This is a genomic window from Synechococcus sp. Cu2B8-bc1011 (genome assembly GCF_047302735.1).
Lineage (GTDB): Bacteria > Cyanobacteriota > Cyanobacteriia > PCC-6307 > Cyanobiaceae > Synechococcus_C.
In genome coordinates, this window is record NZ_CP138915.1 from 638,168 (window position 1) to 654,956 (window position 16,789).

Annotated in this window: 14 protein-coding genes and 1 tRNA gene; 10 read left to right on the forward strand and 5 right to left on the reverse strand. The window is 57.0% G+C overall.

Translation table 11 applies throughout. The features are described 5' to 3' along the window. Positions 1-95: 95 nt before the first annotated feature. The gene (gene uvrB / locus SIC18_RS03290; protein WP_048347657.1) at positions 96-2,135 is read left to right on the forward strand and encodes an excinuclease ABC subunit UvrB; all 2,040 of its coding nucleotides are present in this window, start codon (positions 96-98) and stop codon (positions 2,133-2,135) included. Here the strand turns inward: uvrB and SIC18_RS03295 are convergent, their stop codons facing one another. Next, a complete protein-coding gene (locus SIC18_RS03295) occupies positions 2,136-3,953 on the reverse strand; it encodes an aspartate kinase (RefSeq protein WP_413430501.1) in 1,818 nt (605 codons plus the stop codon). 50 nt (positions 3,954-4,003) lie between these two features. On the opposite strand from SIC18_RS03295, the gene SIC18_RS03300 reads away from it, so the two are divergent. Further along, a complete protein-coding gene (locus SIC18_RS03300; RefSeq protein ID WP_413430149.1) occupies positions 4,004-4,903 on the forward strand; it encodes a CsgG/HfaB family protein in 900 nt (299 codons plus the stop codon). 44 nt (positions 4,904-4,947) lie between these two features. On the opposite strand, the gene holA is transcribed toward SIC18_RS03300, so the two are convergent. Further along, the gene (gene holA / locus SIC18_RS03305; protein ID WP_048347659.1) at positions 4,948-5,928 is read right to left on the reverse strand and encodes a DNA polymerase III subunit delta; all 981 of its coding nucleotides are present in this window, start codon (positions 5,926-5,928) and stop codon (positions 4,948-4,950) included. Positions 5,929-6,061: 133 nt separating this feature from the next. On the opposite strand from holA, the gene SIC18_RS03310 reads away from it, so the two are divergent. Then, positions 6,062-6,625, forward strand: coding sequence for a precorrin-8X methylmutase (locus SIC18_RS03310; RefSeq protein WP_371190313.1), 564 nt, complete (start codon positions 6,062-6,064; stop codon positions 6,623-6,625). Here SIC18_RS03310 and mutS read toward each other — a convergent pair. Next, a complete protein-coding gene (gene mutS / locus SIC18_RS03315) occupies positions 6,610-9,360 on the reverse strand; it encodes a DNA mismatch repair protein MutS (RefSeq protein WP_413430150.1) in 2,751 nt (916 codons plus the stop codon). The two genes, SIC18_RS03310 and mutS, sit on opposite strands and share 16 nt — an antisense overlap. A gap of 151 nt (positions 9,361-9,511) precedes the next feature. On the opposite strand from mutS, the gene psbZ reads away from it, so the two are divergent. From psbZ to SIC18_RS03340, 5 genes are all read left to right on the forward strand, one after another. Continuing rightward, on the forward strand, positions 9,512-9,700 hold the full coding sequence (psbZ, locus tag SIC18_RS03320) for a photosystem II reaction center protein PsbZ (RefSeq protein ID WP_048347662.1): 189 nt from the start codon (positions 9,512-9,514) through the stop codon (positions 9,698-9,700). A gap of 62 nt (positions 9,701-9,762) precedes the next feature. Further along, positions 9,763-10,245 carry a 6,7-dimethyl-8-ribityllumazine synthase gene (gene ribH, locus SIC18_RS03325; RefSeq protein WP_048347663.1) on the forward strand — a complete coding sequence of 161 codons (483 nt, stop codon included), beginning with the start codon at positions 9,763-9,765 and terminating at the stop codon, positions 10,243-10,245. 64 nt (positions 10,246-10,309) lie between these two features. Further along, a tRNA-Gly gene (locus SIC18_RS03330) sits at positions 10,310-10,381 on the forward strand. A gap of 130 nt (positions 10,382-10,511) precedes the next feature. Next, entirely contained in the window at positions 10,512-10,871 is a 360-nt protein-coding gene (locus tag SIC18_RS03335; RefSeq protein WP_413430151.1) for a hypothetical protein, read from the forward strand. Beyond that, entirely contained in the window at positions 10,868-11,005 is a 138-nt protein-coding gene (locus tag SIC18_RS03340) for a hypothetical protein (protein ID WP_413430152.1), read from the forward strand. The genes SIC18_RS03335 and SIC18_RS03340 overlap by 4 nt, the downstream gene beginning before the upstream one ends. 324 nt (positions 11,006-11,329) lie before the next feature. Here the strand turns inward: SIC18_RS03340 and SIC18_RS03345 are convergent, their stop codons facing one another. Continuing rightward, entirely contained in the window at positions 11,330-11,785 is a 456-nt protein-coding gene (locus SIC18_RS03345) for a GNAT family N-acetyltransferase (protein ID WP_048347664.1), read from the reverse strand. A 144-nt stretch (positions 11,786-11,929) separates the two neighbouring features. Here SIC18_RS03345 and SIC18_RS03350 point away from each other — a divergent pair, with 144 nt between their 5' ends. Beyond that, positions 11,930-13,048: a glycosyltransferase family 4 protein gene (locus SIC18_RS03350; RefSeq protein WP_413430153.1), complete on the forward strand. Its 1,119-nt coding sequence runs from the start codon at positions 11,930-11,932 to the stop codon at positions 13,046-13,048. 92 nt (positions 13,049-13,140) lie between these two features. After that, positions 13,141-15,993, forward strand: a complete 2,853-nt coding sequence (gene secA, locus SIC18_RS03355; RefSeq protein ID WP_048348412.1) for a preprotein translocase subunit SecA — start codon at positions 13,141-13,143, stop codon at positions 15,991-15,993. 11 nt (positions 15,994-16,004) lie between these two features. Here secA and cysE read toward each other — a convergent pair whose 3' ends face one another. Continuing rightward, positions 16,005-16,751 (reverse strand): serine O-acetyltransferase, encoded by a 747-nt coding sequence (gene cysE, locus SIC18_RS03360; RefSeq protein WP_048347666.1) that lies wholly within the window; start codon positions 16,749-16,751, stop codon positions 16,005-16,007. Between the last annotated feature and the right edge of the window lie 38 nt (positions 16,752-16,789).

A 16,789-nucleotide genomic window follows, 5' to 3' on the forward strand; every position in this document is an offset into this window, starting at 1 on the left:
GCTCATGGTTGGCTTGCGCTGCTGCGGAAACCGCCGTTGCTTCGTCAATCGCCGTAGCCTGATCAGCCTTACAACAGGCTCGACGCCAACGGACCATGCCCGCCTACGAGCTATCGGCGCCTTACACGCCCAAGGGAGATCAACCCACGGCGATCTCCAAGCTGGTGGAGGGTGTCAATGGTGGAGAGCGTTATCAAACGCTTCTAGGAGCTACGGGTACGGGCAAGACGTTCACGATGGCCAATGTGATCGCCCAAACCGGACGTCCGGCCTTGGTGTTGGCCCACAACAAAACATTGGCGGCCCAGCTTTGCAATGAGCTCCGGGAGTTTTTTCCGCACAACGCTGTCGAATATTTCATCTCCTATTACGACTATTACCAACCGGAAGCCTATGTTCCGGTGAGCGATACCTACATCGCCAAAACAGCCTCGATCAATGAAGAGATCGACATGCTGCGTCACTCTGCAACCCGGTCGCTGTTCGAGCGTCGTGATGTCATCGTGGTGGCCTCGATCAGCTGTATTTATGGTCTAGGAATTCCAAGCGAATATCTCAAGGCGGCAGTGCCGTTCAAGGTGGGTGAAAACTTGGATCTTCGCGGATCACTGCGCGATTTAGTGAACAACCAGTACAGCCGTAATGACACGGAAGCCGGACGGGGACGTTTTCGCGTAAAAGGTGATGTGCTTGAAATCGGTCCGGCCTATGACGACCGTTTGGTACGCATTGAATTATTTGGAGAGGAGGTAGAGGCGATTCGCTATGTGGACCCAACTACCGGTGAAATCTTACAAAGCATGGATGCAATTAGTATTTATCCAGCTAAACACTTTGTGACCCCAAAAGAGCGTCTTAATGATGCGGTGAAGGCCATTCGTCTTGAGCTTAAAGAGCGATTGGAGTTTTTGAATGGAGAGGGCAAGCTGCTCGAAGCTCAGCGGTTAGAACAGCGTGCTACCTACGACCTGGAGATGTTGCAACAAATTGGATATTGCAATGGAGTGGAGAACTATGCCCGTCATTTGTCTGGTCGTGAACCTGGATCAGCGCCGGAATGTCTGATTGATTACTTCCCCGATGATTGGTTGCTGATCGTGGATGAAAGCCACGTGACCTGCTCCCAGTTAATGGCGATGTACAACGGCGATCAGGCTCGTAAAAAGGTGCTGATTGATCATGGTTTCCGCTTGCCGAGTGCTGCTGATAATCGGCCGCTCAAATCGGAGGAGTTTTGGGACAAGGCCAAGCAGACCGTGTTTGTGAGTGCCACCCCTGGAAATTGGGAGATGGAGGTCAGCGAAGGGCAAGTGGCAGAACAGGTGATCCGCCCTACGGGTGTGCTGGATCCGCTTGTGGAGGTGCGCCCCACCACCGGACAGGTGGATGACTTACTCGGTGAGATCCGTGATCGTGCGTCCAAGAAGCAGCGGGTGTTGGTGACCACGCTCACCAAGCGGATGGCGGAAGACCTGACGGATTATTTGGCCGAAAATAAAGTTCGTGTGCGCTATTTGCACTCCGAGATTCACTCCATTGAGCGGATCGAGATTATTCAGGATTTACGCCTGGGCGAGTACGACGTACTCGTTGGCGTCAATTTGCTGCGGGAAGGATTGGATCTCCCTGAAGTGTCGCTGGTGGCGATTCTTGATGCAGACAAGGAAGGCTTCCTGCGGGCCCAGCGCTCCCTGATTCAAACCATTGGCCGCGCAGCAAGGCATGTGGAAGGCAAAGCCTTGCTTTATGCAGAGACCATGACTGATTCCATGGCGAAGGCGATTGAAGAAACTGAGCGCCGTCGCAAGATCCAGAACAGCTACAACGAAAAGCACGGCATTACGCCCACGGCTGCAGGCAAGAAAGCCAGCAATTCGATCCTGAGTTTCCTCGAATTGTCACGCAAGCTCAAAGCTGATGGCCCGGATGCCGACTTGGTCAAGGTGGCCGGAAAAGCGGTGCAGGCTTTAGAGGAAGACATCGATGGCTTGGCTCTCGACGCCCTGCCTGAGCTCATCGATCAACTTGAGCTGAAGATGAAGGAGTCAGCTAAAAAGCTTGACTTCGAGGAAGCGGCCAACCTGCGTGATCGGATTAAGAAGTTGCGTCAGAAACTGGTGGGGAGCAGCAGATGATCAGGGTTGAAAGGCCTCGGCCTCAAGAGGAGATTCTGTGCCCTGTGCTTGATGGCATTCAGATCCGCCGAGTTGGAAGCCGGCATGGACGGCTTCGAGGGCTTTGATTCCATCGGATTCGGCCACGACGCAACTGGTCCTGATTTCGCTGGTGGCGATCAATTCGATGTTTACGTTCGCTTCAGCAAGGAACCTGAACATGCGGCCAGCTGTCCCTGCTGTGGCAGGCATCCCAGCACCGATTGCGCTGACGCGGGCAATCGCAGGCCCATCTTCGAGAACGGCACCGTGCCATTGGGCCAGGAGCGGCGCGAGGGCTTGATCAGAGGCAGCTCGGTCCTCACGTTTCACGATGAAGCTGATGTCACGGCTGCCATCGCTGTGCTGCCGTTCGGACTGAACGATGGCATCAAGGCTGATGCCGGCATCAGCGAGTGCTGAACAGAGGGAACCCGCCATCCCCGGCTGGTCGGGCACATGGCGAACACTAAGTTGTGCCTGATCACGATCGAGGGCAACGCCTCTTACCTCGGGCTCACCCTCTCCGCTGGCAGGAGGGTTGATGTGTTGTTGTTGTGTGCTCAGTTCAAAGGCCTGTTGAGCAGCTTGCAAAGCCTTGCTGCCCTTGGAAGCATCCACCACGCAGCTCACTTTCACTTCGCTGGTGGCGATCAAACGCAGGTTGATGCCCTCTCGCGAGAGCGTGTCGAATAAGCCAGCTGCGATGCCTGGGCGCCCCATGATCCCAGCGCCCCTGATACTCAGCTTGCTCATGCCTCCGTCAGAGCTGAGATTGCCACCGAGGCTGTCTACCAGCGTGGTGCAGATGCTGCGAGCCTGGTCGAGATCAGCTTCCGCCACGGTGAAGGTGATGTCGTTACTGCTGCCCTCATGGGTGGCCTGAATGATCAGATCTACGTTCACTCCGCCTGCAGAAAGGCTTTCGAATAAGCGGGCGGCAACCCCTGGCTGATCAGGCACATGGGAGAGGGCCAGCACCGCTTGATTTTCGAGGAGTTCCACGCCATCAACAGGACGACCGAGTTCCAATCCCTCGCGGCCGATCGGTCTGGCACTGCGACTGGTAAGCGTGGTACCTGGTGCATCGCTCCAGCTGGAGCGCACCACCATGTTCACGCCGTAGTTTCGGGCGATCTCAACAGCGCGGGGGTGGAGCACCGCTGCCCCCAGGCTGGCGAGTTCGAGCATTTCATCGCAGCTCACTTTTGGCATCAGTTGGGCATTGGCCACCTTGCGCGGATCGGTGGTGAGCACCCCGGGCACATCGGTGAAGATCTCGCAGGCATCCGCCCCCAGGGCTGCTGCTAGGGCAACGGCTGATGTGTCTGAACCTCCGCGGCCCAGGGTGGTGATTTCGGCGGTTCCGCCACTGCTGAGGCTGGTGCCTTGGAAGCCAGCAACGACGACGACTTGCCCTTCTGCAAGCCTGGCACGTAGCCGGTCGGTGCGCACATCGAGGATGCGGGCTCTCCCATGGGCGGATTCAGTCACGATTCCCACTTGGGATCCGGTCATCGAAACCGCCGGCACACCCAGTTCATGCAAGGCCATCGAGAGCAGGGCGATCGAGACCTGTTCGCCGGTGGAGAGCAACATGTCCATCTCCCGCTGCGGCGGGGCGGAGCTGATCGCTTTGGCCTTGGCGGTGAGCTCGTCTGTGGTGTGGCCCATGGCCGACACCACTATCACCAGATCGTTGCCGTCTTCTTTGCAGTCGGCGATGCGCCGAGCGACGGCCTGCAGGCGTTCCACGCTGCCGACGGATGTGCCGCCGAACTTCTGCACCAGCAGGGCCATCTCAACGGTCTCCAACAGCAGGAGATTGTCTCATTGTGGCTGCGTTGAGGATGACCATTGACTCAATTTACTTTGGAAAAGCTGTTGTTTACATACTCAGGGAATCGTGGTTAATTTATTTGCTGATACTTATTGTTATGAAAGAACGGACGGCTGCAATCTTTCCCTCATTTTTTATTGGACTTGCTTTTGTTGGCTCATTTGCGTCGATCGCAGGCCCAACTGTATCCGTGCCAGATTTTAAAAACGAAGTTGGCCAGCTGGCATGGTGGAGCCCCAGAGTGAGTAGGCAACTGGCCGATGCTCTTTCGAACGAATTGTCTGCTGCAGGTGGACTCACGGTGGTCGAACGGCAAAATGTCAAGGCTGTGTTGTCGGAGCAGGAGATGGCCGAACTTGGCATCGTTAGAAAGAATGACCGTGCTGCAAAGTCTGGACAGATGACTGGCTCTCAATACGTCATTCTTGGTCGGGTTAGCGGCTACGAAAATAATGTGGAAACAAAGCAGTCTGGAAGCGGAATGAGGTTTTTGGGTTTTGGAGGCTCTAAAGATGTGGCGGAAACTAAGGCGTATGTTTCGCTAGATCTTCGTATTGTTGATACAACTACGGGTGAAGTTGTTGGCTATAAAACTGTTGAAGGTAGAGCGAAAAATACGGCTAAAGTAAAGGGATCTGGTGGTTCCTTGGCTCCCTTGGCGGGTTTGGTTGGTGGACTGACAGGTGCTGGTGGTGCTTACGGCCTGGCAGCAGCTGGAACGTTTGGTTTCAATGAGTCTTCCAGTGAAACGAAAAAAACTCCTGCTTCTAAAGCTGTTCGTGCTGCTCTAATAGCCGCATCAGATTATGTATCTTGCGTCTTGGTTCGGAAAGATCAGTGTCTTGATGATTATGCAAGGGGTGACGTGCAACGTCGGCAGAACACTTTGGACGTATTGGAGATGGATTAACGGTGAGGTTGTGGATTCTGTTAGTGCGTGAGGAGGATGAGCAATTAGCCCAACAATCCTTCTCGAAAAGCATCTCCTGCTAAAGCTCCTCGTTTAAGCATCGCTTCCACCTTTAAAAGTCGTCCCAAGAGAGATAAAAGCCGTTTCGGGTTTCTGCCTTTCAATTGCTTGCGCATCACGTAGATCCGCTTTGGATTGCCAATGCCGGCGGCTTTGGCAATGACGGCCACATCACGTTCTCCTTGTTGTTCAAGTAGCAGGACCCAAAGCAAGCCACGGATTTGTCCTGTGAGGGTGGCAACGATGCGTAGGGCGGGTTCACCCGCATCAATGAGGGCATCCAGGAGGCCAATGGCACCCCCAGCATCGCCTTCCAGCAAGGCATCGCCCACGGCGAAGGCATTGGTGGCTTGGCCGTCAATCAGGGTCTGCACGGCTTCGGCACTGATGCGCTCCTGCCCATGGCTTTCGGCGTGGAGCGCCAGCTTTTGCAATTCCATGGTGAGGCGTGCGCTGTCATTGCCGATGGCATCAACGAGTGCGGATACGGCCTCCGTTTCCATGCTCACGTTGAGATCCGCGGCTGTGCGCTCCACCAGTTGGCGTTGGCCGGCTCCATCCCAGATCGCTGGAAGTTGGAACTTTTGTTCGCTAGCGAGCCCTTGCTTGACCCGTTTTTGAAGAGCCTTTGTGGTGCGTAAGCGTCCGTCTGGTTTGGCTGGGTTGGTGAGCAACAGCTGGGTGCTGTCTGGGATGAGTTCGAGGGAAGCTTCAAAGCGATCCGCGAGTTCGCTTGGGCAGGCATTGCAAAAGGGTGAGCGTTGCAGCAACACCACCCGCATTCCCGCTCCGAAAGGAGGAGTGCGTGCCTCCTCCAGGGCTTGTTGAGCCTGGCCGGCTTCGCTGCCGTCGAGGCGGCTGAGGTTGATGCTGCTCCAGCTTGGGTCAATCGCTTCCTCGATCAGGGCTGCGACGGCACGATCGCGGGCGGCACTGTCGTCACCCCAGAGCAGATGGATTGGCATGGAGAAGCTGGGAGCTCAGGGGGCGGCTTTGCGTCGATGATGCCGGAGTTGCGTCTGGATTCCTCTGAACCGCGATCATCCGATCTTTTCTGAAAGCATTCGCCGCATTCGGGCCCTGCTGGGAGACACCGGTTTGGACCCGTTGTCGCGAGACGTTCTCGAACGGCTGGTGCACAGCAGTGGGGATCCCTCTTTGGCGGCCCTGCTGCAGTTCAGCCCCGGTGCCTGTGTTGCCGGACTTCAGGCTCTCAAGGCGGGAGCTCTGATCCTCACGGACACAGCGATGGCGGCAGCGGCGGTGCGGCCGATGGCGGCTCGTACCGCGGGGAATGAGGTGCGTTGCCTGCTCGATTGGGCTCCGGCTCAGTCGCCGCAGGGATCTACCCGTTCGGCAGCGGCGATGGTTCGCGCGTGGCCGGAGCTGATCCAGGCCGCCGAGGTTGCAAGTCAGCCCTTGCCTCTTGTGCTCATTGGCAGTGCTCCAACGGCCTTGGAGCAACTCCTGGATCAACTGGATGCGGGGGCAGCGGCTCCAAGCCTGGTGATTGGCATGCCGGTGGGGTTTGTGGGAGTGCCGGAAAGCAAGAGTCGCTTGGCGCAGTCCACCCTGAATCAGATCCGCTTGGACGGCACCCGCGGCGGGGCTGGCCTGGTGGCAGCAGCCGTGAATGCCTTGCTACGTCAGGTGGCGAGTTGATCCAACACTTGGCGTGCACGCTGCACCACGCTGGCAGGCACCCCAGCTAGGCGGGCAGCTTCGATGCCGTAGCTGCGGCTTGCTCCACCAGCGGCGACGCGATGGAGAAACACCAGATCGCTGCCGGTTTCTTCCACCAGCACTTGGCAGTTGGCCACGTTGGAGCGCTCTGCGGCCAGGGCATTCAGCTCGTGATAGTGGGTGGCAAACACGGTGCGGGCCTGGAGATCACCGGCCAGATGTTCGCTCACGGCCCAAGCGATCGAGAGTCCATCAAAGGTGGCGGTACCCCGTCCGATTTCGTCGAGAAGGACAAGTGAGCGGTCGCTGGCGTGATGCAGGATGTTGGCGGTTTCAGCCATTTCCACCATGAAGGTGGATTGGCCGGCGGCGAGGTCATCCACAGCGCCTACGCGCGTGAAGATTCGATCTGCGATTCCGATCCGTGCCGTTTGTGCCGGAACCCAACTGCCGATCTGGGCCAGCAGCTGGATCAGGCCAATCTGGCGTAGGTAGCAGCTTTTGCCACTGGCATTCGGCCCGGTGAGGACCACTAAATCGATGCCTGTACCTAACTCGCTGTCATTCGGGGTGAAGGCGTCCTCCACCAGCAGTTGCTCGACCACCGGATGGCGGCCCTGTTCGATCACCAGGCTGCGATCCGCTGTGATTTCAGGAGCACACCAACCTCCTGTGGCAGCGGCCTCCGCCAGGCTGGTGAGGGCATCAAGGCCCGCGATCGCCCGCGCAGACCGGCGGATTGCTTCTGCGTGATCGCCGATCTCTGCACGCAATTCACAGAACAGTTCGTACTCGCGTTGCGCGGCACGGGCACGCATCTGAAAGATCTGCCCTTCCCTTGCCTTGAGGTCGGGGGTGATGAAGCGTTCCTCATTCGCCAGGGTTTGCCGCCGAATCCAGTGGTCGGGCACGGCGCCTGAGCGGGCCCGGCTCACCGATAGGAAATACCCAAAGGTGCGGTGATATTGAAGCTTGAGGTTGCTGTTGTTGCTGCGTTGACGTTCGAGTTGCTCCTGTTCCGCCAGCCACTTTTCTTGGTCATCGAGCTGATTGCGCAAGCCATCCAAGAGTGGGTCGACTCCGTCGTGGATCAGCCCCCCTTCGCTGAGGCTCAGCGGTGGGCTGTCCACCAGTTGATGCCGGATGCTCGCTCCGAGAGTCGCGAGTGCTGGATCAGGTTTCAGCACATCCGACAGCCAAGAGGGTCCACCCTTGAGCTGGCTGGCGATCAGGTTGGCGAGCTGGGGTAAGCGCCCTAAGCCGTCGGCGATTGCCACGAGATCTCGGGCTCCGGCATGCCCTGCACCGGCCCTTCCGGCGAGACGTTCCAGATCACCCATGGGACGCAGCAAGCGCCGCAAGGCTTGGCGCAACGGTCGCTTGCTCACCAATTGGCTCACGCTTTCTTGGCGGGTTCGGATGATGGAGGGATCCATTAACGGGGCCTCAATCCAGCGGCGCAAACAACGCGCGCCCATGGCGGTGAGGGTGCGATCGATCGCCCAGAGCAGTGAGCCCTGAAATTGGTTGTCACGCTGGGTAGCGGTGAGCTCGAGGTTGCGTCGGGTTTGGGCATCCAGCACCAGCGCGTCTCCTGGGAAGCAGGTGATCGGTCGCTCCAAGGGCGGAGGGGTGATGCCGTTGTCGTCTAGTGGACAGGTCTCGCCGAGGTAGGAGATCAGTCCGCCGGCGGCGCGCATGGCAAGGGGAACGTTTTGCAGCCCTAAACCGTCGAGGGTTTGTAATCGGAATCGCTCCAAGAGCAGCGCTTCTGCTTCCGGTTGGCTGAAGGGTGTATTGCCGATGTCGCAGCGTTGCAGTCGCTCTGGACACCAGCTGGGCGCCATGCTGTTTTGGCTGTGGTGGATCAGTTCCGCTGGATCAAGCCGCGAGAGTTCTTGATGCAGCGCAGCGCTGTTCTCTTGTTCGCGGACTAAGAATTCGCCCGTGCTCACATCGGCGCAGGCCAACCCCCAGCGAAAGGGCTGCCGACCTTGAGCGGGCTCAACTACCACCGCCGCCAGCCAGTTGTTGCGGCGCGCGCTGAGCAGGCCTTCTTCAAGAACGGTGCCTGGTGTCAACACCCTGGTGATGTCGCGCCGCAACAAGGTTCCTTTGGCAGAGCCACTGGCAGGGGCCGCCTCGAGTTGGTCGCACAGCGCCACGCTGAGGCCGCGGCGAATCAGTTCTGAGCAGTAGCGCTCAGCGGCGTGATGGGGAATGCCAGCCATGGGCACCCTTCCAATTTGTTTTCCTGCCTCTTTCCCCGTGAGGGTGAGCTCGAGTAGGCGCGACAGATGGATGGCGTCTTCGAAAAAGCACTCAAAGAAATCACCGAGCCGATAAAGCAAGACCCGCTCGGGATGGGCGGCTTTGAGCTCCACGTAGTGGCGGAGCATCGGGGTGAGTTGTTCCGGCGTGACCTGGCTGTGGTGTGACCACGGCGGCAGATCGTCGTCGCTGTTGTCTTTGTCGTTGCCTGCGGGCGTAGAGGTTTCGGAGTGTGCTTCTTCGCTTGGACTGCTTGTGGAGGGCTTGGAATGCTGTTCTTGGCCTTGGCGCTGACGTGGGCGCTGCTTGGCGTCTTCCGTCAGCTCGTGATCATCGAGCTGATCGGGCTCTCCTTGTCTGTTCTGGCCCTTGCTTGGTGCTGAACTGGCTGGTTCCGCATCCCCAAAAAGGTTGCCCTGCAGGGCCAAGTCCGGTTGGGGCACGGGGTGGCTAAGCGATCAGTGAATCGTAAGACTCACAGCAGCGGAAGACGTTGCTGGATCACCACAAGCTGTGAAGGTTGATTCCAAGGTGGGCCAGGGTTCCTCGTGCATGTGAGAATCTTTCGCACCGCCCTGGCGTCGACCTCTCTCCATGCAGATCCTCAACACCCTCACCGTGCTGGCCCTGGTGGTGATGTCGTTTGCCCTCATCGTGGCGGTGCCTGTGCTGTACGCCTCGAATGAAGACAGCGGACGTTCCAACCGCTTGATCCTGCTGGGTGGGATCGCCTGGGTGGCCCTGGTGTTGCTCAACTGGGGCGTGAGCTTCTTCGTGGTCTGAAGATCACCTCTGATTGGGTTACGTCTTGATGGGAGCATGGACAGACTTGCTCCTGGCTTTTTATGGCCACATTTGAAGGACGCTTCACTGATCTAGGCCAGGTTCGTATCGCCGTTGTGGTGGCCCGTTTCAACGATCTGGTGACGGCAAAGCTGCTGAGCGGTTGTTTGGATTGCCTATCCCGTCACGGCATTGACACGACTGCTGACAGCAGTCAGATGGATGTGGCCTGGGTGCCAGGTTCCTTTGAGCTGCCTCTGGTGTCCCAAAATCTTGCCCGTAGTGGGCGCTATCAGGTGGTGATCACTCTCGGGGCCGTGATTCGCGGTGACACCCCCCATTTCGATGTTGTGGTTTCGGAAGCCAGTAAAGGGATTGCCGCTGTGGCGCGTGACACGGGTGTTCCTGTGATCTTTGGGGTGTTGACGACCGACACGATGCAGCAGGCTCTTGAGCGTGCGGGGATCAAGAGCAATCTCGGTTGGAGCTACGGATTGGAGGCTTTAGAGATGGCTTCCTTGATGAAGGTATTGCCGGGGCATTGACCAACGGCCCCTTTGTGTTGCATGCTGCCCAAGTCGTAGTGAACACAGCGTTCAACACGGCTTCGCGGATGTAGCTCAGTGGTAGAGCATCTCCTTGCCAAGGAGAGGGTCGAGAGTTCGAATCTCTTCATCCGCTTTTCGTTTTAGCTGGGCTTTCGTTGGTTCGCTTCGGCGCCCGTCCGAGTGGTGGGTGAGCCTGTTGATGGAGACACTTGGCCTCTGGGCAGGGGTGTTCCAGTCCATGGGGATCTGAGTGCGGTCTGGCAGTGAATTCAGCCTTGCCGCTGCAGCCTTCGTTTTCCCATCTCGGGTTTTGCGTCACGGATCGCTTGGGGAATGGTGATCAGGAAATTCTGTTCCTCTCCCGCTCTTTGTTGGAGCATCATCAAATCGTGTTGGCTCCAGGTCGTTCTGAAACCAGCGCCTCGACGATTCACCAGGTCCCATTCGAAATTGAGACTCTTTGCAAGCTCATCGACGCCGTTCAGGGGTTCACTGAACGTGGCATCACAGGCATGGAGTCGCTGAACCATGTCGGGAGTTGGTTGCTGCATGTCCCAGACCCTGAAGGCAACAGGATTGAGCTGTTTGTGCGTCGGATTGGTATGTACCGCTTCATGCCATGACAGGTCTCGATCTGAACCAGCCTGAAGAGGCTATACGTCAGCAAAAGGCGCTCATGGTTCAGCAAACACCAGGTTCAAAGACCTGGGAGGTGTGGCGCCAAGAGTTTCAGAAACGCATGGATCCTCACGGCTAAGTCAATCTCAATTGTCTAGAGAATGGATCGAAAAATGTTTAACTAATGTTCCGTCGAAGTGCCCAATCTTCTTGTCTAATTGCGCATTCCTTGACTCTTTGGTTGAAGTTCTGCGTGAGCTGAACTGAACCTTGATTGTCGATGGAGCCATCCTCTTAAGGGCTGGAAATGGCTCATGCTCGAATGGCTTCGCCATTGCTTTGAATTGTTAGAAAATTGGGTTTTCTTGGGCGTCCAATGTTGTTCTAAAGGACTATTTCTCTACTGAAAGCTTTTGTCTTACAAGAGGATTTAATTCCTGATTTTCTTGATGGCTTGTTTTGCTCATTGCTTGCGGATCAGCAATTGCTGAGGGCTGGCTGGTTCAAACCCCAACTGTTGGTAGAACCCGGAACTGTTGGTGGTCATCAGATACACGCGCTCGGCGTTGCGAATGGCTTTAGCGCTGAGCAGGGCTTCCACGACCCTCCGGCCGAGTCCGCGGCCTTGAAGGTCTCCTGCAACGACCACATCCCAAAGCACGGCGCGATGGATTCCATCGCTGGTGGCTCGCCCGAACCCCACCATTCGCTTGCCCCGCCAAAGGCTCACGACAACCCTGCTGCCCGCCAGCATCCTTTTTAGATCTGCCGTGTTGCGCTGTTGCGCCCAGAACGCATGTTTGTGGAGCAAGCGACGCAGCTTGAGCAGGCCACGGCTTGGCTTGAGATCAGGGCCCAGTCCAAACCATCTCAGGCCTGGGGCGCCGGCGGCATGTTGCACGAGTCGAATGCGAGCCATGGCGTCTTAATGAGTTCTCCATCATCGACACGGGGCGAACATCAAGCGATCTGCGTCTGGCTGAGATGATGAAAAGAAATGATCGAATCCGGTGAACGTTGCGATCCCTGATCGTTTGTCTGCTCAAGATCAGGTTGATGGGTAATGGACTCTTTTGTTCAACTCATGCGCGAATGGCCTCCAGGCTATGGAGGAGTGGAGCGGGTGGCCCATGAATTAGCGAGTGAGTGGGGCGCAACGGTGTTCAGCTTTGATGCGCAATCCCGTAGCGCTGATGAGATTGATGCGTTGCAGGTTTCTTATCCCCGAGTGGTATTGCCGGCCAGTCCACCCTTTGGCCGGTTGTTGCTTCCTTTGCCATCACGTGCGCTGTGGAGCCTGTTGCGTTCCCGTCGGCCTCTCTATGGGCATTTGCCATCGCCAGGTGTGCTTTTGGTGTTACTGCTGGCCCGTCTTTTGCAACCGCGTCGGCCAGTGTTCGCCCATTGGCACTGCTTTGTTGCCCCGGAACCAGGCTCGAAAAATCGCCTTTTTGCTGTCTATCAGTGGTTGGCCCTTCGTGTCGTTCCACACTTAACCAAGGTCATTACGACCTCTCCCGTGCTGGCGAAAGAGTTGATTCGTTGTGGATGCCAGTCCGCTCGTGTGGCCGTTTTGCCCTGTTGTTTGAATGCAGAGCAAGAAAAGGTTCTATTGGCGTTGCCGTTGCGCTCCGCAACGGCAACGCCATTGCGGGTGTTATTCATTGGCCGGCTTGATAGTTACAAGCGCTTGGACTGGTTGATGGAAGCTCTTTCGCTTCTAAATAATCCTTGGTCTTTGGCGGTCGTCGGTGATGGTCCACGCAGGCTTGCCTTTGAATCGCTTCGTGCGGAGTTGTTTGGCGCGAGTTCCGCTGTGACTTTCATGGGCCGTTTGGATGAGACGGCGAAGTTGGCAGAACTCGCGTCTGCAGACGTTTTGGTGCTCCCTTCGGATCGTTCCACAGAAGCCTTCGGGATCGTGCAGTTAGAGGCAATGGCGGCCGGGATTCCGTCACTTGCTTTTCAAAACCAGCGTTCTGGGATGGGCTGGGTCGGACAGCTGTCTGGATTGCCTTGGTCCCAACAGCCTGATGATTTGTCGTTGGTTCTCGATCAATTGGCGGCTTCGCCCGAACTTCGAACGGCGCTGAGCCTTGAGGCTCGAGACAAATATCTCAATTTATTTGCTCGCAAGGTTTGGTTGCAGGCTTTCGATTCGATCTTCTCCCCACAACGATGATCGAGCGGTAGGCAGCCTTAATTTCCCGTCGTCATCGCCATCTCATCCGGTGGGCCTCAGTAGGGTATTGCGCAGTCGATTTGGCGATTTCCATGCTCAAGCTCCTGCTGGGTGACCCCAACGCCCGCAAGCTGAAGCGTTATCAGCCGATCGTTTCAGATATCAATCTGCTCGAGGAGGAGATTGAGCCTTTGAGCGATGACGACCTGCGCCGTCGTACGGCCGAGTTTCGTCAGCGCTTGGAAGCTGCCGGGTCGCTGGATAAACAAAGGCCCCTATTAGACGAGTTGCTGCCTGAAGCCTTTGCTGTGGTGCGTGAAGCCGGTAAGCGGGTGCTTGGCATGCGCCATTTCGATGTGCAGATGATCGGTGGCATGGTGCTGCACGAGGGGCAGATCGCCGAGATGAAAACCGGTGAGGGTAAAACGCTCGTTGCCACCCTCCCCAGTTACCTCAATGCGCTCACGGGCCGTGGTGTGCATGTGGTCACAGTCAACGATTACCTGGCGCGCCGCGATGCGGAATGGATGGGTCAGGTGCATCGATTCCTCGGCCTTTCGGTGGGCTTGATTCAGCAAGACATGACCCCGGCGGAACGCCGGATTAATTACGGCTGCGACATCACCTATGCCACCAATTCAGAGCTTGGATTTGATTATCTGCGCGACAACATGGCTGCCGACATCAATGAGGTGGTGCAGCGCGAGTTTCAGTTTTGTGTGATCGACGAAGTCGACTCCATTCTGATTGATGAAGCACGCACTCCCTTGATCATTTCAGGCCAGGTGGAACGCCCCCAGGAGAAATATGAGAAAGCCGCGGAAGTGGCGAATGCTCTTGAGCGGGCTGCCGAAATGGGGAAGGACGGCATCGACCCCGAAGGTGATTACGAGGTGGATGAAAAGCAGCGCAGCTCCACACTCACCGATGAGGGATTCGCCAAAGCTGAGGCCTTGATCGGTGTAGCTGATCTCTACAACCCTCAGGATCCATGGGCCCACTACATCACCAATGCCCTGAAGGCCAAGGAGCTGTTTGTTCGTGATGTGAACTACATCGTTCGCGATGGTGAGGCAGTGATCGTGGACGAGTTCACGGGCAGGGTGATGCCAGGCCGGCGATGGAGTGATGGTCAGCACCAGGCGATTGAGGCCAAGGAGGGTTTAGCGATTCAGCCGGAAACGCAAACCCTGGCATCGATTACTTACCAGAATTTCTTTCTTCTCTATCCCCGTTTGGCCGGGATGACCGGCACTGCCAAAACAGAGGAAACGGAATTCGAAAAGACCTACTCCTTGCAGACCGCCATCGTGCCCACCAATCGGGTCCGCGCTCGCCAGGACTGGGTGGATCAGGTCTACAAAACCGAAACGGCGAAATGGCGAGCCGTTGCCAAGGAAACCGCTGAGGTGCACAAGCAAGGTCGCCCCGTTTTGGTGGGTACCACCAGTGTGGAGAAAAGTGAGCTGCTCAGTTCCTTATTGGCGGAGGAAAACATCCCCCACAACCTGCTCAATGCCAAGCCAGAAAACGTGGAGCGGGAGGCGGAAATCGTTGCCCAGGCCGGTCGAGCTGGCTCTGTGACCATTGCGACGAACATGGCGGGCCGTGGCACCGACATCATCCTTGGCGGCAACAGCGATTACATGGCGCGCCTCAAGTTGCGCGAAGTGCTGCTTCCCCGGCTGGTGCGGCCGGAGGATGGTCATCGGCCCCCCGTTCCTCTCCAGCGCAGTGCAGAAGGCGGTGGTGGTTTCTCCACGCCTGCTCCTGCAAGTGGTCCTCACGGCAACGCCCCCAGTGAAGCCAAGGCGATTGGGAACCTCTATCCCTGTCAGCTCACGGAAGAGACGGATCAGTCCCTGGTGGATCTCGCTAAGCAGTTGGTGAAGGCGTGGGGTGATCGCTCTCTCAGTGTGATCGAGCTGGAAGATCGGATTGCGACGGCAGCAGAGAAAGCCCCAACAGAGGATCCTGAGATTGCCCAGTTGCGTGCGGCAATCGCCCAGGTGAAAGGTGAATACGACGCCGTGGTGAAACAGGAGGAGATGGGGGTGCGCGAAGCAGGAGGTCTGCATGTGATCGGTACTGAGCGCCATGAATCACGCCGGGTTGATAACCAACTGCGCGGTCGTGCTGGTCGTCAAGGTGATCCTGGGAGCACGCGATTCTTCTTGTCGTTGGGAGACAACCTCCTGCGCATCTTTGGTGGTGAGCGCGTCGCTGGGTTGATGAATGCCTTCCGGGTGGAGGAAGATATGCCGATTGAATCGGGCATGCTCACCCGCTCTCTTGAGGGGGCGCAAAAGAAGGTGGAGACGTACTACTACGACATCCGTAAGCAGGTGTTTGAGTACGACGAGGTGATGAACAATCAGCGCAAAGCGGTATACACCGAGCGCAGGCGGGTGCTTGATGGCCGTGAGCTGAAGAAGCAGGTGATTGGTTACGGAGAGCGCACGATGAATGAAATTGTTGAAGCCTATGTGAATCCAGACCTCCCTCCCGAGGAATGGGATGTTTCACAGCTTGTGAGCAAGGTGAAAGAGTTTGTTTATCTACTTGAAGACCTGCAGCCCGATCAACTCCAGGGGCTCTCAATGGATGATCTCAAGGCCTTCCTTCAGGAGCAATTACGCAATGCCTACGATCTCAAAGAAGGCCAGATTGAGGAGTTGCGTCCAGGGTTGATGCGAGAAGCCGAGCGTTTCTTCATCCTTCAGCAGATTGATACTCTCTGGCGTGAGCATCTGCAGGCCATGGATGCCCTGCGTGAATCGGTGGGATTGCGAGGGTACGGACAGAAAGATCCGTTGATTGAATATAAAAATGAAGGCTACGATATGTTCCTGGAGATGATGACGAATATGCGCCGCAATGTGATCTATTCCATGTTTATGTTCAAACCCGCTCCCCCTGCTGCAGCGCAGACCACCTCGGCGTAAGCCCCAGAGCGTTAGTCCCCTAGAAACTCAAGGATTTCTCTGTCCTTGAGGTTTTGGGATTGGCCCGTACTTACTTCACGAATGGTTTCTCCGCTTCCTCCCGCGGCAACAGCGTTTAGGCAGCTTTGTAGTTCGCTCACCTGATTTTCAAGTTGATCAATCCGCTCCATCAAGTTGCGGATCACATTGGCTTCCGCATCAGGTAGAGCTGAGTGCGCCAGGGGGTTAATCCGTACGCCGCTCTGATGGATCACTCGCCCGGGGATGCCCACAACCGTGCAATTCTGCTCAACACTGCGCACAACGACGGATCCAGCGCCAATCCTGGTGTTAGCACCCACCTCAATGGCTCCCAGCACCTTGGCTCCAGCTCCCACGACAACGTTGTTGGCGAGGGTTGGGTGACGCTTGCCGCTGTCTTTGCCAGTTCCACCCAGGGTCACACCCTGATACAGAAGACAGCGATCGCCAATTTCGCTCGTTTCACCAATCACGACCCCCATGCCGTGATCAATGAACACACCTCGGCCAATCGTGGCCCCCGGGTGGATCTCCACGCCGGTGATTCCTCTGCCCAGCTGGCTCAGCAGGCGTGCCGGCAATTTCAGGGGTAGCCGGGAGCGCCAAAGCCGATGGCTCAGCCTGTGCAAGCTGATCGCTTGAAACCCTGGGTAGCAGAGCAGGATCTCCAATGGTCCCCGCGCCGCAGGATCCCGTTCGCGGATGATCGCAAAGTCGGCCCGAATTTGATCAAGCATGGCCTTGCTGCTTTGAGCCTTTGGCTAATGCACTCATC